This is a genomic window from Streptomyces griseoluteus (assembly GCF_004784465.1).
GTDB classification, from domain to species: domain Bacteria; phylum Actinomycetota; class Actinomycetes; order Streptomycetales; family Streptomycetaceae; genus Streptomyces; species Streptomyces griseoluteus.
This window is the reverse complement of sequence record NZ_SRRU01000009.1, coordinates 131371-146839: the sequence shown is the minus strand read 5'-3', so window position 1 is coordinate 146839 and position 15469 is coordinate 131371. Positions and strand designations below refer to the sequence as shown.

Below are 15469 nucleotides of genomic sequence, written 5' to 3'. Positions count from 1 at the left end.
GAGTGGTGTGGGCTCTTACTTCGTGTAGTTGTAGACGGTCGCCCGGGAGACCCCGAGCAGGTCGGCGATGGTCCGGGCGGCGTCCCGCGAGTCGAACCAGCCCTCGCCGTGCAGCTGCCGTACCAGCTCGCGCTTGGCGTCCCGGCCCAGCGATCTCGGGGTGGCCCCGCGCCGCGCGGCCAGCTCCTCCACGGTCCCGCGCAGTTCCCGTGCGCGCCGGTCCCGCAGTGTTTCCAACGGCTCGGCGCCGTGTTCGGTGCCGGTGGCGACCAGGTTGGCCAGCGCGAGCGCGACCGGGGAGAGCACGGAGACGTCGAGGTTGAGGCAGAGCGCCGCGATGTACTCGCCCTCGCTGTTCCGGATGCCGATGGAGGTGCTCTTGGCGGGACGGCCGTCGGGGAAGCGGTTGGGGTAGTTCTGCACGACGTCCGGGTAGCGGGAGTCCGCGATGCGGGCCAGCCCCAGTTCGGTCGCGGGGTCGCCGGGGGCACGGCCGGAGAGGTTGTTCTCGATGACCCGGATCGCGTGCTCCGGGTCCCGCAGATCGTGCAGTACGACCTCGCACAGCCCCGGAAACATCCGCCCCAGCGCGACGGCGACCTTCTCGGCCTCGCCCAGCAGATGCTCGTCCTCGGAACCCACCGACACCGCCTCCGTAGCCGCTGGACGTGTTTTCCAGTTCTGGACGATACATCTACATCGAGCTCGGCACCAGGGCCGCGATTCGGCTGGCCGGGCGGGTGTGACCTGACACGTTCCAGCCCATTGACACCCAGGGCAGCACACCACCCACCTGGTGGGCCTGGGGAAGGGTAAGTTACCTGTCCGGGTCTCGCTATCGCCCTGGATCCGCAGCCTCGCACCGGCCATGTCCGAAGGGACTGCCGTCCGTGGAAACCCGACGCCTGCGCTGGGAAGAACTTCCCATAGCTGTCCGGACAGCGGTCCAGGACCGGACCGGACCGGTGTTCGGCGCGCAGACCATGTCGGGCGGGAACAACAGTGCGCTGGCCGTGCGGCTGCACACTGCGTGGGGTGAGGTCTTCGTCAAAGGGCTTCCTCGTGCCCATCCGCAGGTCTGGGCGCAGCAGTGGGAGGCCGATCTGGGTGTCCAGGTGGCGCCGATCGGGCCCCGATTGCTGTGGCATGTGGAAGCCGGCGGGTGGAGCCTGCTCGGCTTCGAGTACATCACCGGACGGCAGGCCTGTTACGCGCCCGGCTCCCCGGACCTGCTCCTGCTGTCGCAGACCCTGACCGAACTCGCGGACCGGCCTCTTCCGGCTGTCGCACTCGAGCCTGTCGAATGGCGCTGGGCGGAGCACGTGGGCGATCCCGCGGCCTCGGAGCATTTCGCCGGTGACACGTTGGTGCACACGGACCTGAACCCGGCGAACGTCCTCATCACGCCGGAGCGGTCGTATCTGGTGGACTGGGCCTGGGCCGGCCGAGGTGCGGTCTGGCTCGACGCGGCCCTGGCCGTCATCTGGCTTCTCACCAATGAGCTGCACACCCCCGCCAGCGCGGAGGCGTGGGCCGCGAGCATGCCGGCCTGGCACCGGGCCCCCGCCCGGTCCCTGGACGTTTTCGCCGCGGCCAACGCGGCGAAGTGGAGTGCGATTGCCGAGCGCGAGGACTGGGCGCAGGGTCTGCGCCGGGCGGCCCGGGTGTGGGCCGCCCACCGCAGCCGCTGAGCAATCCGACGTTCCGCGCCGCCCAGCGGTCTCACGAAAGGCCGGAGGTGTGGAGCCACAGGTACGCCCGCACACGTCTCGCCCGTACCGGCTGCCGGACGATCGCCGGCCCTAGCGCTCCTTCGGGAGGCCCGGTACGGGACGAGGGGGTGCGGTCAGGTGCCGATGGTGACGGTGGCGTGGCCGGTGGCGACGGGCGGGTTGCCGATCTGGGCTTCGACGCGGACGGGACCGGTGGGGGCGCCGGACTCGACTTCCATCGCCGGGAAAATGGAAGCCCACTGCCTGGGCCTGAGGTTGAGGGCGGCGGCGCCCCGGACGGTCAGGGTGCGGTTGCCGTTGGAGCGTTCGGCGGTCAGCTCGATCTCGTCGCCGTGCTCACCGCGGTACATCCCCGTGGTGTCCTGACTGAACCACAGGCCCTCGGGCGCGGTCAGGGTGAGGTCCTGGGCACCGGTGGAGGTCGTTCCGGTGTTGGTGATCTTGAAGGAAACGGGGTAGACCCAGCGCTGGCCGGGCTTGACGTTGGCCTTGTGGAGCTGGGTCTGGACGATGCTGATGTTGACCTCGGCTGCGGTGCCGGTGACCTCTGCGCGGATCTGCACGGGGGGCCGTCGGCCGATGCTGGCCGAGCCGTCGCTGACCACACCGGGAACGGCATCGTCCTCGGCCTGCAGGTCGATGCCGTACAGGAGGGGCGCGTTGTCGGTGTCGGTGGTGTTCAGGTGCGGATTGTGGCGGATGACCAGGGTGCGGCCGTCGTCGCGGATGTCGTGCTTCAGCTCGCCGGTGACCGCGCCCATCGCGGTGTTGGGGTAGGTGTAGGTGGGCCGGCCGGTGAAGACGAACCCGGTGGGTGCACTCAGGCGCTGGTCGAGGTCGCCGGGGTTGACCGGCTGGCCGACGGGGGCGAGGAAGCGCAGGTGGAAGCGGGCGCTCTGGCCGGGGGCGGCTCTGGGAAGGTTGTCCTGGAAGACAATCAGCGCGTGCTCGCCGTCGACGGGTTCGGGGACGACGACGGTGACCGGCAGGACGGCGGTGTTGTCCTTGAGGTTGAGGTCGCCGCCGTACTGGATCTCCAGCGTCGACTCGTACACCCCGGGTGTGGCGTCGTCGGTGGCGCGGACGCGGAACACACCGTCGAGGGTCGCACCGTGGGGGGCGAGGTCGGTGCCGGCGAAGGTACGGGTCAGACGGCGGCCGTTGCTGTGCTGGGCGCATTCCAGACCGTCGGCCAGAGTGAGAACCACCGTGACGTCCTCGCCGCTGACAATGGCCGGACCCCGGTTGTGGATGCGGGCGCCGAGTTCGAACTCCTCGCCCCGGGGCGCGGTGACCGGCAGGACATATTTGCCGTACAGGTCGGCGACCGGCGGGGCCGGTGGCACCACGGCCGAAGCCCCGACCACCTTGTAGACGTAGTAGCTTCCCACGTCGCCGATGTACAGATCACCGGACGGAGCCACCGCCACCACGATGGGGCTGTAGAGGTGAGTGTTCATGGCCGGGGCGCCGTCGACCGCGGCCCCGGCCACGCCGTCGCCGGCCATGGTGGTGATGATGCCGTCGGGCGCCACCTTGCGGACACGGTGGTTGTCCCAGTCGGCGATGTAGAGATTCTCCGCCCCGTCCATGGCCACGAAGTAGGGCTTGTTGAGGGTCGTGGTGGTGGCGGGCACGCCGTCCCCGGAGTATCCCCTCGTGCCGTTGCCGGCGATCGTGCTGATCGTCCCGTCGGGCGTCACCCTGCGGACACGGTGGTTGGAGCAGTCGGCGATGTAGAGATTGCCGTCCTTGCCGACCGTCACCCCGGTCGGATCGTTGAGCTGGGCGGCGAAGGCAGGGCCCCCGTCGCCGGAATACCCGCCGATGCCGGTACCGGCCACCGTGGTGATCTTCCCCTCGGGCGCCACCTTGCGGACTCGGTGATTGCCCTGGTCGGCGATGTAGAGGTTGCCTGCGTCGTCCAACGCCAAGGACTGGGGCAAGTTGAGCTTGGCGGCAGAGGCAGGTCCGCCGTCGCCGGAGTATCCCCTGGGGCCGGCGCCGGCGACCGTGGTGATGGTGCCATCGGGCGCCACCATGCGGATCCGGTCGTTTCTCCGGTCGGCGATGTAGATGTTCCCCGCCTTGTCGATCACCGTGGCGTGCGGGCCGCTGAGCTTGGCGGCGGTGGCCCTCTCACCGTCACCGGAGTAGCCGTCGCTGCCGGTGCCGGCGATGGTGGTGATCTTCCCGTCGGGGGTCACCTTGCGGACGCGGTCGGTGCCGTACTCGCAGACGTAGACGTTTCCCGCCTCGTCCACCGTCACTCCCCAGGGAGTCCCGATCCTCGTACTGGTAGCCGGGACGTCGTCCGCTAGGAAACCGCTTTGGCCGTTGCCGGCGACCGTGATGATCGTGCCGGGAGTCGCTTGTGTCATGGCTGTTCCTTCTGTCGGCGGGATGCGGTGCCCCAACCGGTGTTCCGGTTCGGGCGGTCGTGCTTACGGAAAGAAGTGCGGCCGCGCGGTGTGCGACCTGGGCGGAGTCCGGAGAGAGGGCAGGCGTCAGCCGACTGACTGCGCGTCCGGTGCGGCAGCCCGGACCAGTGAGCTCACAGAACCTTCGCCCCGGCTTCGACCAAGTCCTGCGCATCCGGTCGCTGCGGTGCCGGCCGCTCTGGGACGATGAGAATCGGACGACCGGTCAGGAAAGCGCTGGGACGACGTCGGGGCAGCAGTTTGTACACCGAGACGCCGGCCATGAGCAGGGTGGTGGCCGCAACAACGGTGGCAAGGGTGTCGAAGCCGGTACGGCGCCGGCAGGCGAGCGCGGAGGCCCCGCCGGCTCCCAGGGCACTGGCCAGGGGCACGCCTGCGTACACCGCTCTCCCGTCTCCTGAGTTTGTTCACCCACGCAGCCGGCGGCGCGGTACGCGTACCGGCTCGCCACACCGTCTGGGACCGGGCCGGTCTGCTCATGTCGCGCACCAGCGCTCCTCGTGGCGCCGGGCCATATCCCACAGCGAACGCAGGTAGACGGCGTGCTGGAACATGTCGTAGGCCAGCTCGACAGCGAGCGTTCCCGCCAGCAGCTGGGACCTCCAGCCCGCGCCTCGGGCGGTCACCACCTTCTCCGCGACGAAGACCAGGCCGATCGCGACCCAGAACGGGGCGAACTCGGGTCGGCCGCGGGCCAGCATCCACACGGTGAAGGCGAGATACAGGCCGAGCGCCAGCACGGACAGGCCCATCAGCCCTTGGCGCACGATGTAGGGGGCAGTGACGCGGGTAAGGCCGTAATCGCGGAGGTTCTCCAGGGCGCCGCGCTGCCAGCGCATCCGCTGGTGCCACAGCTTCGGCAGGCTGGTCATGACCTCGGTGACCACCCGGCAGCCGGCCGGTGAGACGGTGCGGTAGCCCAGCGTGCGCACGGCCTTGGTGATCTCGTCGTCCTCCGTCAAGGAGGCCAGCGAGTAGTACGAGGAGCCGCCCCCGATGAGCCCGTCCAGGCGGGCCCGGCGGATCTGCCGCAGGGTCGCGGCCCGGAAGACGGTCGCGGTCCCGGTGAGGACATCGGCCCGGTAGTCCCGGCGGGCGATCTCGCGGGCGTAGCGCTGGAATTCGATGCGCTGCAGAGCGCCGAGGAGTCCGCCGCCCGGCTCGCCGTAGAAGATCGCGCCGACCGCCCCCACGTCTTCTGTCATGGCGTCCACGGCCTCGGCGAGGAAGGAGGGGACGAGGGTGGTGTCGGCGTCCTGGACCAGGACCAGGTCGTGGCCGGCCAGGCCCTGCAGGATCTGGTCGAGGGCCTGGTTGAGCGCGCCGGCCTTCTTGTGACGGTTCTTGAAGGACTCCACGACCTCGGCACCGGCTCGCCGGGCGACGTCCGCGGTGGCGTCGGTGCAGTTGTCGGCCACCACGACGATCCGCTCCGGCCGCCGGCTCTGCGCCCGTAAGGCCGTGAGCGCCGCACCGATGCGGTCCGCCTCGTTGTGTGCCGGGACCAGCGCGACCACCCGGGACGCGGACGCTGGGGACGCCACCGCCGTACTGCCGGGTAAAGATCGCACGCGGGCACGACGTGGGCTCTTCCTCATAACCGTGCTCCTGACCGCGCCCACGAAGCGCCGAGCGCACAAGGGAACTGGACCGTGCTCGTTCAATGTGAAAGGACTAGACCCCGCACCCTGCGCGCGGCACCAGGCCGCCGCCGGCATCCGTCCCCTCACCGGCACAGATGGCGAGAGAGCGCGGCGCAGCCCCGTCCCAGCTCATCGGACACCAGTAGCCCTTCCATCAGCCGCCCACGGGGAGCGACCTCCTCACCCGACCGGAGCAGGGGCGTGCAGAAGCCCAAGGACACTCTTCATTCGCTCCGGCGCACACCCCTGGCCGGTACGCGCCCAGCATCCGGGTGAATTCCCTGACTCTGCGCAGCCGGGGCAGTGAGCGTCGCCGGAATCCGGTCGGTCGGTATGACGTCCAGTCATCATGCCACCGATATGTCATGAATCATGGGACTTGCGGCCCGGGTGAGTGGCGCCCTCGCCCACTGCCGGGCGAGTCGGCACGCGGAGCCGCTACACCGTCGAACGGCCGCCAGGCGGTGCGCCGCTGGACTCGCTCACCCCGTCGGCGGGTCGGCTTCCGGCCGGGCGGCATCCGGCTGTATCCGAGGCCGGCCGCGCCGCTTCCTTAGCGGCGTGTTAGATCTGCGCGTCGTCCCTTGTCCGGGGCGGGCGCGCGGCGCATGCTCGGGCGGCATCCGGGTCCGGCGTCCCACGGCGGCGGGCCCCGTCCCCCCTCGTCTGGAGCCGCCATGTCCGCGTCCGCCGCACCGCCCACGGTGACCCCCGCCGCCCGCCGTTTCGCCCTGATCGGCGGTTCGCTGGGCAATCTCGTGGAGTGGTACGACTGGTTCGTCTACGCCAGCTTCGCGATCTACTTCGCGGACTCGTTCTTCCCCGGCGACAATCCGACGACCAAGCTGCTCAACACGGCCGGCATCTTCGCGGTCGGTTTCCTGATGCGTCCGGTCGGTGGCTGGGTGCTGGGGCGGGCGGCGGACCGGCACGGCCGCAAGAGCGCGCTGACCCTCACCGTCACCCTGATGTCGGTCGCGGCCCTGCTGATCGCCGTCGCGCCGACCTACGGCCAGGCGGGCTACTTCGGCGCGCTGGTGCTGCTGATGGCGCGGCTGCTCCAGGGGTTGAGCATCGGCGGTGAGTACGCGGCCAGCGCCACCTATCTGACCGAGGCGTCCGCCCGGAACCGGCGCGGGCTCGGCTCGTCCTTCCAGTACGTCTCCATGACCTGCGGGCAGTTGCTCGGTCTGGCGATCCTGATCACGATGCAGCACACCCTCACCACCGGGCAGTTGCAGAGCTGGGGCTGGCGGGTGCCGTTCGTGCTGGGCGCGGTGTTCGCGCTGGTGGTGTTCTGGCTGCGGCGGCGGCTCACGGAGACGGAGGCGTTCACCGAGGAGACGGGCGGCGGCTCCGACACCGCGCGCGGCTCGCTCAAGGCGCTGTGGGAGCACCGCCGGGAGGCCGGGCTGGTGATGGCGCTGACCCTGGGCGGCACGGTGGCCTACTACACCTACACCACCTATCTCACCAAGTATCTGATCGGCAGCGCGGGCATGGCCAAGTCGACGGCCACGCTGGTGAGTTTCACCGCGCTGGCGGTGTTCGCCGCGATCCAGCCACTGGCCGGGACACTCTCGGACCGGATCGGCCGCAGGCCGCTGCTGATCACCTTCGCGGTGGGGTGCACGGTCGGCACGTACCCGATCATGACGGCGCTGGGGTCGGCCCACTCGTACTGGTCGGCGCTGGGGCTGTCCCTGCTGGCGCTGGTGATCGTCACCGGGTACACCTCGATCAACGCGGCCGTGAAGGCGGAGCTGTTCCCGACGCGGGTGCGCGCGCTCGGTGTGGCCCTGCCGTACGCGCTGGCCAACGCCCTGTTCGGCGGGACGGCGGAGTATGTGGCGCTGTGGTTCAAGGACGCCGGCCACGAGAAGATGTTCTTCTGGTACGTCTCGGGGTGCGCGCTGGTCTCGCTGGTCACCTATGTGCTGATGCCGGACACCCGTGACGCGGCGCTGAGCCGGGCCGAGGCGGAGGCCGGCACCGGTGCCCGGCCCGCCCCCGCGGAGGCGGCCGGCTGACCCGGTGCCGTATCGGAAGCGGGCCGCCGCATAGGCTGCGGCCCAGGTCAGCACCCGGCACGAGGACTTCCCATGCACGCCCTGCTCGTCGAGGACGACGACCGGATGGCCCAGGCGCTCACCACCGCCCTGGCCCAGCGCGGCCACACCGTGCGCCGGGCCGCCCGCGCCCTGGACGCGCTCCGGCACGTGCGGGAGGCCGAGTTCGTGCTGCTGGACCTCGGCCTGCCCGACCTGGACGGGCTGGAACTGCTCAGGCGGCTGCGCACGGTGTGCGCGGCGCCCTTGATCGTGGTGACGGCCCGCTGCGAGGAACGGGACATCGTGCAGGCGCTCCGGGCGGGGGCGGACGACTACGTGGTCAAGCCGTTCCGGATGAACGAGCTGATGGCCCGCATCGACACCGTCCGCCGCCGCACCGGCGCCCTGGCCCCGCGCCCGGACGCCGGCCCCGGCCCGGTGCGCGCCGGAGACGTGGAGGTGGATCTCGCGGGCCGCACGGTCACCGTCGCGGGGACGGAAGTGCGGCTGACCCGGCGGGAGTTCGACGTGCTGGCGATGCTGGCGGCCCGCCCGGAGGAGGTGCACTCCCGGGAGGAGATCCTCGACCGCATCTGGGGTGACGCCTTCCTCGCCGCGTCCCGTTCGCTGGACGTGCATGTGGCCGGTATCCGGGCCAAGACCGGCCGGGCCGAACTGGTGCGTACGGTCCGGGGCTTCGGCTACCAACTGGGCCCGCGATGAGGCGCAGGCTGCTGGCGGTGCTGATGGTGCTGATGGGAGCGGCGGCCCTGCTGCTGTCCGTCCCGCTGGCCGAGTCGTACGCGGCCGGGCGCACCGAGCATCTGCTGCTCCGGCGCCGGGCGGACGCCGTACGGTTCGCCGACCTCGCGGACCGGGTCCGCTCCCCCGCCGACCGCACCGAACTGTCCACCGAGATCCGCCGGTACGCCGGGCTGTACAGCGCCTCCGTGGCGGTGTCGGACACCTCGGGCCGGACCGTCGCGCGGGCCGGGGCTCCGGTGCCGTCGGCGGCGGCACGGGAGGCGCTGGGGCGGGCGCTGACCGGCCGGTCCACCGAGCGTCTGCCGACAGTACGGCCGTGGGGTCCGCACCGGCTGGTGCTGGCCGAGCCGGTGGGCCGGGACGAGCGGGTGAGCGGGGCAGTCCTGATGGCCGTGCCGACGGGGGCCGCGCGCCGGGACGTGACCGTGCGCTGGCTGCTGATCGCCTGCGGAGCGCCGGCGGTCCTCGCGGCCGCGGGCCTGGTCGCGGCCGGGATCACCCGCTGGCTGATGCGTCCGGTTCAGGACCTCGACCGGGCGGTGGCGCGGCTGGCCTCGGGCCGGCTGGAGGCGCGGGCCGTTTCGGACACCGGACCGCCCGAACTCCGTAGCCTGCGCGAGCAGTTCAATGTCATGGCGGAGGCGGTCGCGGACTCGATCGGGCGGCAGCGGGCCTTTGTCGCGGACGCCTCGCACCAGTTGCGCAATCCGCTGGCCACGCTGGTGCTGCAACTGGAGAACGTCGAACCGCATCTGGCACCGGGACCGGGCCGCGAGGAGCACGCCCGCGCACTGGACGAGGCGGAGCGGCTGGCCGAACTCCTCGACGGACTGCTGGCGTTGGCGCGGGTGGAGTCGGGTTCGGCCGAGCGGGCCGAGCAGGATCTCTCCGGCGCGGTGGCGGCCCGGGCGGCGGCCTGGGAGCCGGTTTTCGACGCCTCGGAGCTGACGCTCACCGCTGCCGGGGTACCGCCCGGCCTGCGGGTGCGGGCGGTACCGGACGCGGTGGGGCGGGTGCTGGACGCGGTACTGGACAACGCGGTGAAATTCGTACCGGCCGGCGGGCGGGTGACCGTGTCGGCAACGGCCGTCGAGGGCGGCCAGGTCATGGTGCGGGTGGCCGACGACGGTCCCGGTGTCCCCGACGACCAACTGCCGCTGCTCACCCGGCGCTTCGTGCGGGCGCCCGAGCATCAGAATGTGCCCGGCACCGGCCTGGGTCTGGCCATCGCGGACGAGATCGCCCGGCTCAGCGGGGGACGGCTGGCCGCGCGGGCCGGGACTCCGCGCGGGCTGGTGGTGGAGCTGTGGCTGCCTGCTCAGCCGTACACGGACCGGTAGTAGGCCGTCGCTCCCGGATGCAGGGGGAGGTCGCCGGTGGCGACGGCGAAGCGGGGTTCCAGTCGCGCGCCCGCGGTGACCTCGCGCAGCAGGACCCGCCAGCGGTCGAACACCACCCGCAGGACGTCCCGCGCGTCCCGGTCCGGCACCTGGGGGCGGGCCAGCAGATAGTTGCCGACGCCGATGGTGGTGACCGGCGCGGTGAGCCCGTAGACCCCCGCCGGCAGGGTGACCGCCGAGTACACCGGGCCGTACTCGGCACGCAGCGCCGCCGCCTCGGCCTCCAACGGCAGGACCCGCAGCGGTAGTCGGCGGGTGAGCGCCGACAGGGCCGGGGTGGGGACCCCGCCCGCCCAGATCACGGCGTCCACCGTGCCCCGGCGCAGCGCGGCCACCGACTCGGCGAGCGCGAGCCGCTGTTCCCGTACCGCGCGCCCGCCCGTCAGCCCCGCCACCCGCAGCAGCCGCCCGGCGAGCACCTGGGCCCCCGAGCCGGTGGCGCCCGTGGCCACCGGGCGGCCCGCGAGGTCGGCCACGGAGCGCACCGGACCGTCGGCACGGGCCAGGAGGTGCGTGTAGTTGACGTAGAGGCGGGCGAGCGCCGTCACCCGGGCCGGGGCGGTGAAGGGCGCCGCTCCGTGCAGCGCCTGCTCGGCGGCGTCCGCCATGGCGAGAGCCAGGTCCGCCGAACCGGCCGCCAGTCGACGCAGGTTGTCCACGCTGGCGGCCGTACTCACCGGAGTGATGCGCGGGTGCGGCGGGGTGCGGGCGGCCTCGGCGGCGAGGGCGTGCCCGAAGGCGTGGTACGGCCCGCCGGGGGCGCCCGTGGCGAGGCTGAGCCGCCGGTGCGGGCCGTCCGCCTGGGCGCAGCCGGGCAGCGCGAGGGCCGGTCCGCCCAGCAGGGCGGAGCGCAGCAGCCCGCGTCGGCTGATCGGTCGGACGGTCACCGCGGCAGCGTAACGCCCCTGTGGAAAGCGCCCGGAGGGCGGCCGGGAGGTGGGCCACCGGCAATTGCCGCTATCGTTTGCGACCTCATCCCCCCGGCCCTGGAAGGATCTCGGCGTGGCATGGCAGGCACTGCGCTCGGCGCTGGAAGCGGTTTATCTGCGGCGGCTCAACCGCAAGCTGGAGGGCCTGCCCCGGCCCCGGCATGTGGCGATCATGCTGGACGGCAACCGGCGCTGGGCGCGCGGCGCGGGGCACACGGACGTCCGTGAGGGTTACCGGGTCGGCGGTGCGAAGGTCACGGACTTCCTGCACTGGTGCGCCGACGCCGAGATCAGCCACGTCACCCTGTGGATGCTCTCCGACGACAACCTGCACCGTCCGGCCGCAGAACTCGGCCCGCTGCTGGACATCATCGAGGAGACCGTGCGCCGAGTGTGCGCGACCGACGCGCCGTGGGAGATCGAGATCATCGGCGCGCTGGACCTGCTGCCGGGCGACACCGCGCGGGTGCTGAAGGAGGCCGCCGCCACGACGACCGGCCGGGGCGGCCTGAAGGTCGACGTGGCGGTCGGCTACGGCGGGCGCCGGGAGATCGTGGACGCGGTCCGGGCCGCCTTCGACAAGCACATCCGCGCCGGGGGCGACCCGCGCGACCTGGCCGCCGACTTCGACCTGGAGCACATCACCGACAACCTGTACTCCCCCGCCGGGCACGACACCGACTTCGTCATCCGCACCTCCGGCGAGCAGCGCCTCTCCGGGTTCCTGCTGTGGCAGTCGGCGTACGCGGAGGTGCACTTCGTGGACGTGCTGTGGCCCGCGTTCCGCCAGATCGACCTGCTGCGCGCCCTGCGCTCGTACGCGGCCCGCGAGCGGCGTTACGGGCGCTGAGCGGGCGTCAGTCCAGGCCGAGGCCCCGACGGCCGGTGGCGTTGAGGCGCGCGGCCGGGAAGCGGTCGGGCCAGGTGCGCTCGTAGTGCTCCTCGGGGAAGTCGGCCGGGCTGGAGCCGGTGAGGAACGCCTCGCGCACCGAGGAGGCGTACGCCTCGTTGCGCGGGCACCAGGGGGCGGCGGGGATGTACATGACGTTGCCCCAGCCGCGCTGGTCCCGGACCGGGGCCACGCTGTGGATCATGTCGCAGTGCCACCAGACGGAGTCTCCCGCGCGGACGTCGGGGATGCCGGTGAGCGCCCTCATGAGCAGCGGGTGCCACTTCTCGCTCGCGGGGAAGACCTGGTTGACGGTGACCCCGCACATGTCGTCCTCAGGGACGTCGGCCAGCAGCGGACGCAGCATCAGGTAGGCCATGGCCTCGGGGATCGGCACGGTGTGCAGGACGCCCTGGTCGTGGTCCATGTCGGACAGCGCGGTCCAGCCCTGGAAGGTGCGGAACGCCGAGCACATGGTGGAGCCGGGGTACTGCGGGCCTTCGGTGCGGTGGGCCGGGTCCCACGGGTCGTACTCCTCCACGGTGCCGTCGAAGAGGTGGCGGAACGCCCGCTGGTAGGCGCCTGTCATCCACAGGTCCAGGGTGCCGGGGTCGCAGTGGGTGCCCAGGCCGGCGGAGTCGGTGCCGGGCGGGCGGCGGCGGATGCGGTCGGGGTAGAGGGCGTCACGGTCGGGGTCGAACCACTGGACGCCGTCGGAGGTGTGCCGCCAGAAGGAGTTGAGGAAGGACTGCACGCGGGCCATGCGCTCGCTCTGCCGTGCCTCCATCTGCGCCGGGGACCAGTAGACGGGGTAGATCTCGGGCTTGGAGCCGACGCTGCCGAAGAAGTCGTCGCCGGGGCCGGTGTAGTTCTCGAAGAAACGGTTGCCCTCGACGTAGTCCACGATCCCGGCGTCCCAGGCGAGCGCCTGCTCGCGGGGGAAGTGGCCGCGTACGACGAGGCAGCCGCGGGCGGTGATGCGGGCCGACTGCTCGGGGGTGACAGTGCCGTTCTCGATGTCGGCGTAGTCGACGACCGGCCAGACGTCGTCACCGGCCGCCTCGATCTCCGCGACGCGGGCGGCCACTCGTCGCTCCACGGCGGCGAAGACCTCCTCGACGCCGCGGCCGGACGCCTCGACGCGGGTCCGGAGGGCGGCTTTGATCTCGCGGATCGCGGCGGGGAGGTCGGTGGGGACGGTTTCCCAGTGCGGCAGGTCGCTGCGGGTGAGGGTCATGGCGGCCCGGCTCCTTTGGTGAGGGCTCCTTACTAAATCCAAGGTAGGTGTGGCCGCCGTTTTGGGCAAGAGTCCTTACTAGGATTGCGCGCATGACACCCGCCAAGCCCTCGCTGGAGATGCTGCGCGCCCTCACGGACGAGAACGTGCTGCGCGCCCTCATGGCCGACCGGCGGCTGACCCGCGCGGAGATCGCGGCCCGCACCGGCATCTCCAAGCCGACCATCTCCGACGCCGTACAACGCCTCGCGGCCTCCGGTCTGGTGGTGGACACGGGCGAGCGCACGACGGGACGCGGCCGCTCGGGCTCGTACTACGCACTCGCACCGGGGCTCGGCACGGCACTGGTGGCGAGCATCTCGCCGCGCGGTGTGACGGCCGAGACGGTGGACGCGCTCGGCGACACCGTGGGGCGGGCTCACGCTGCCCTCAGTCGCAACGCGGGCGAGCACCAGGCCGCCAGGGCGCTGGCCGAGGCGGCGACCCGGCTCGAAGGCCCCTCGCGGCTCGCCGTCGTGAGCGCGGCCGACCCCGTCGACCGCGCGACCGGCCGCCTGGTCCGCCTGCCCGACGCCCCCTTCCTGGTCGGCGCCCTCGACCCCGCCGCTGTGCTCGCCCCCCATGTCACCGGCCCCGTCCTGGTCGACAACGACGTCAACTGGGCCGCCCGCGCCGAGCACCAGGCCGTGGGCGTCGGCGACTTCGTCTACGTCCACCTCGGCGAGGGCCTCGGCTGCGCCGTGGTCACCGACGGTGCCGTCCGCCGCGGCCACCGGGGTCTGGCCGGCGAGGTCGCCCACGTGCACACCACCGGCCCGGACGGCTCGGCCATGCCCCTGACGGAGGTCTTCGCCGCGCTCGGCCTACGCCGGCCCGACTCGACGGCCATCGACGTACAGGCCCTGGAGACGGCCATCACCTCCGACGCGGGTACGGCGGAGACGCTGGCGCGGGCGGTGGGCGGCGTGCTGAGCGCGGCCGTGGCCTTGGCGGACCCCGCCCTGATCGTGCTGGGCGGCGAGTGGGGACGCCTTCCGGCGATGCGGGCGGCGATCGACCACCAACTCGCGGCCGGCCCGCGCCCCGTCCCGGTGGTGGCGGCGACCGTCGACTCCCCGGAGCTGACGGCGGCGCGCGAGCGGGCGGTGGCGGAACTGAGGGAGCTGGTGGTGGGGGCCGCGCGTTGAGAACTGTTCCTCCGGGCGGTCGCCGCGTCCTGCCGGAGCTGACCGCTACGCGCGAGCGCGCGGACGGAAGCCGTGAGAACCGGCGGTGCGGGCAGGGTGGGGCCCCGACCGCCTGCTGAGGGCCGCGGTCGCGAGCGGTGGTGGAGCCGCACACTCGGGCCGTGCGGTGAAAATCCCTGGCCAGAGGCGGTCCGGCGTGCTGGGATTGCTCGATGGAGCGCGGGGTTGAGGTGGACCGGGGTGCGTACCCCGATGCGGTGACGCCCTGGGAAGAGCGGGCGTGGCGGGAAGCGGTCTTCGCGTGGGTCGAGGGGCGACTCGCGCGGTGCGGGCTGCGGGTGACGGGGGTGGCTCGGGTCCGGGTGCGGCCCTGGTCGGTGTTGATGCGGGTGCCGGTGGACGGGCCGGGCCCCGTGTGGTTCAAGGCCAATCCGCCCGGCAGCGCATTTGAGGGGCCGTTGACCGCTGCGTTGGCTCGGTGGGTGCCGGAGTCCGTGCTGCGGCCGCTGGCTGTGGACGGCGAGCGGGGGTGGTCGCTGTTGCCGGACGGCGGGCCGCTGTTCCGGGAGGCGGAGGCGGGGCCGCGGGCCTGGGAGGAGTTGCTCGGCGGGTACGCCCGGATGCAGCGCGCCCTGGTTCCGCGCGTCGGTGAGCTCGGCGCGCTCGGCGTACCGAGGCTTCGGGTGAGCGAAGTGCCCGCGTCCTTCGACCGGTTGCGGGACGGGAACGGCGCCCTGGAGCCCGGGCAGCGGGCGCGGCTCGACGCCCTGCGGCCCCGATTGCTCGGCTGGTGCGCGGAGTTGGACGCGATCGGTGTTCCCGACTCCCTCGACCACGCCGATCTGCACGAGGGCCAGCTCTTCCACCCGGCGCCGGGCCGGTTCACCTACTTCGACTGGGGAGACGCCATCGTCTCGCACCCCTTCGCCAGTCTGCGCATCCCGGCCCAGCGGGCGGCCGAGCGTTACGGGCCAGAGGTACTCCCCCGACTGCGGGACGCCTACCTGGACCCCTGGACGGACCTCGGGCTGTCGGCGGCGGAACTCCGCCGCGCTGCCCGACTCGCCTGGCGGCTGGGCGCGCTGGGCCGCGCCCGCGCCTGGACCAGGCTCTTCCCGTCCGCGACGGAACCGGTGAACGGCGTCCGCTCGCTGCTGGAGACCGGGGACGCTCCCCCGTTCTGAGCCCCGGAGG

General features: G+C 72.4%; 13 protein-coding genes. 7 read left to right on the top strand and 6 right to left on the bottom strand.

Annotation, left to right across the window (positions count from 1 at the left end; all coding sequences use genetic code 11):
• Nucleotides 1-15: 15 nt before the first annotated feature.
• Nucleotides 16-642: a helix-turn-helix transcriptional regulator gene (locus E5082_RS24055; protein WP_208766250.1), complete on the bottom strand. Its 627-nt coding sequence runs from the start codon at nucleotides 640-642 to the stop codon at nucleotides 16-18.
• Nucleotides 643-890: 248 nt separating this feature from the next.
• On the opposite strand from E5082_RS24055, the gene E5082_RS24050 reads away from it, so the two are divergent.
• Nucleotides 891-1691, top strand: a complete 801-nt coding sequence (locus E5082_RS24050) for a protein kinase family protein (RefSeq protein ID WP_135793342.1) — start codon at nucleotides 891-893, stop codon at nucleotides 1689-1691.
• 155 nt (nucleotides 1692-1846) lie between these two features.
• On the opposite strand, the gene E5082_RS24045 is transcribed toward E5082_RS24050, so the two are convergent.
• The 3 genes from E5082_RS24045 to E5082_RS24030 form a co-directional block, all read right to left on the bottom strand.
• Nucleotides 1847-4114 (bottom strand): NHL repeat-containing protein, encoded by a 2268-nt coding sequence (locus E5082_RS24045; RefSeq protein WP_208766249.1) that lies wholly within the window; start codon nucleotides 4112-4114, stop codon nucleotides 1847-1849.
• 173 nt (nucleotides 4115-4287) lie between these two features.
• On the bottom strand, nucleotides 4288-4557 hold the full coding sequence (locus E5082_RS24035) for a hypothetical protein (RefSeq protein WP_135793341.1): 270 nt from the start codon (nucleotides 4555-4557) through the stop codon (nucleotides 4288-4290).
• Between the two features lie 93 nt (nucleotides 4558-4650).
• Entirely contained in the window at nucleotides 4651-5718 is a 1068-nt protein-coding gene (locus E5082_RS24030) for a glycosyltransferase family 2 protein (RefSeq protein WP_229918729.1), read from the bottom strand.
• Nucleotides 5719-6494: 776 nt separating this feature from the next.
• Here E5082_RS24030 and E5082_RS24025 point away from each other — a divergent pair.
• The 3 genes from E5082_RS24025 (at nucleotide 6495) to E5082_RS24015 (ending at nucleotide 9973) form a co-directional block, all read left to right on the top strand.
• Nucleotides 6495-7847, top strand: a complete 1353-nt coding sequence (locus E5082_RS24025; protein WP_135793339.1) for an MFS transporter — start codon at nucleotides 6495-6497, stop codon at nucleotides 7845-7847.
• Nucleotides 7848-7919: 72 nt separating this feature from the next.
• Nucleotides 7920-8591 carry a response regulator transcription factor gene (locus E5082_RS24020; protein ID WP_135793338.1) on the top strand — a complete coding sequence of 224 codons (672 nt, stop codon included), beginning with the start codon at nucleotides 7920-7922 and terminating at the stop codon, nucleotides 8589-8591.
• Nucleotides 8588-9973, top strand: a complete 1386-nt coding sequence (locus E5082_RS24015) for a HAMP domain-containing sensor histidine kinase (protein WP_135793337.1) — start codon at nucleotides 8588-8590, stop codon at nucleotides 9971-9973. The genes E5082_RS24020 and E5082_RS24015 overlap by 4 nt, the downstream gene beginning before the upstream one ends.
• Here E5082_RS24015 and E5082_RS24010 read toward each other — a convergent pair.
• Entirely contained in the window at nucleotides 9952-10920 is a 969-nt protein-coding gene (locus E5082_RS24010) for a TAXI family TRAP transporter solute-binding subunit (RefSeq protein WP_229918728.1), read from the bottom strand. The genes E5082_RS24015 and E5082_RS24010 overlap by 22 nt on opposite strands.
• A gap of 115 nt (nucleotides 10921-11035) precedes the next feature.
• Between E5082_RS24010 and E5082_RS24005 the strand changes: the two genes are divergently transcribed.
• Nucleotides 11036-11812 (top strand): isoprenyl transferase, encoded by a 777-nt coding sequence (locus E5082_RS24005; protein ID WP_135793336.1) that lies wholly within the window; start codon nucleotides 11036-11038, stop codon nucleotides 11810-11812.
• A 7-nt stretch (nucleotides 11813-11819) separates the two neighbouring features.
• On the opposite strand, the gene E5082_RS24000 is transcribed toward E5082_RS24005, so the two are convergent.
• On the bottom strand, nucleotides 11820-13088 hold the full coding sequence (locus E5082_RS24000) for a DUF1479 domain-containing protein (protein WP_135793335.1): 1269 nt from the start codon (nucleotides 13086-13088) through the stop codon (nucleotides 11820-11822).
• A gap of 92 nt (nucleotides 13089-13180) precedes the next feature.
• Between E5082_RS24000 and E5082_RS23995 the strand changes: the two genes are divergently transcribed.
• Both E5082_RS23995 and E5082_RS23990 read left to right on the top strand, forming a co-directional pair.
• Entirely contained in the window at nucleotides 13181-14275 is a 1095-nt protein-coding gene (locus E5082_RS23995) for an ROK family transcriptional regulator (RefSeq protein WP_135793334.1), read from the top strand.
• Nucleotides 14276-14487: 212 nt separating this feature from the next.
• Entirely contained in the window at nucleotides 14488-15459 is a 972-nt protein-coding gene (locus tag E5082_RS23990; protein WP_135793333.1) for an aminoglycoside phosphotransferase family protein, read from the top strand.
• Nucleotides 15460-15469: the final 10 nt, after the last annotated feature.

Coding starts and splice junctions, on each gene's coding strand:
- E5082_RS24045 (WP_208766249.1), bottom strand. CDS start 4,114: ATGACACAAGCGACTCCCGGCACGATCATCACGGTCGCCGGCAACGGC.
- E5082_RS24025 (WP_135793339.1), top strand. CDS start 6,495: ATGTCCGCGTCCGCCGCACCGCCCACGGTGACCCCCGCCGCCCGCCGT.
- E5082_RS24020 (WP_135793338.1), top strand. CDS start 7,920: ATGCACGCCCTGCTCGTCGAGGACGACGACCGGATGGCCCAGGCGCTC.
- E5082_RS24015 (WP_135793337.1), top strand. CDS start 8,588: ATGAGGCGCAGGCTGCTGGCGGTGCTGATGGTGCTGATGGGAGCGGCG.
- E5082_RS24000 (WP_135793335.1), bottom strand. CDS start 13,088: ATGACCCTCACCCGCAGCGACCTGCCGCACTGGGAAACCGTCCCCACC.
- E5082_RS23995 (WP_135793334.1), top strand. CDS start 13,181: ATGACACCCGCCAAGCCCTCGCTGGAGATGCTGCGCGCCCTCACGGAC.
- E5082_RS23990 (WP_135793333.1), top strand. CDS start 14,488: ATGGAGCGCGGGGTTGAGGTGGACCGGGGTGCGTACCCCGATGCGGTG.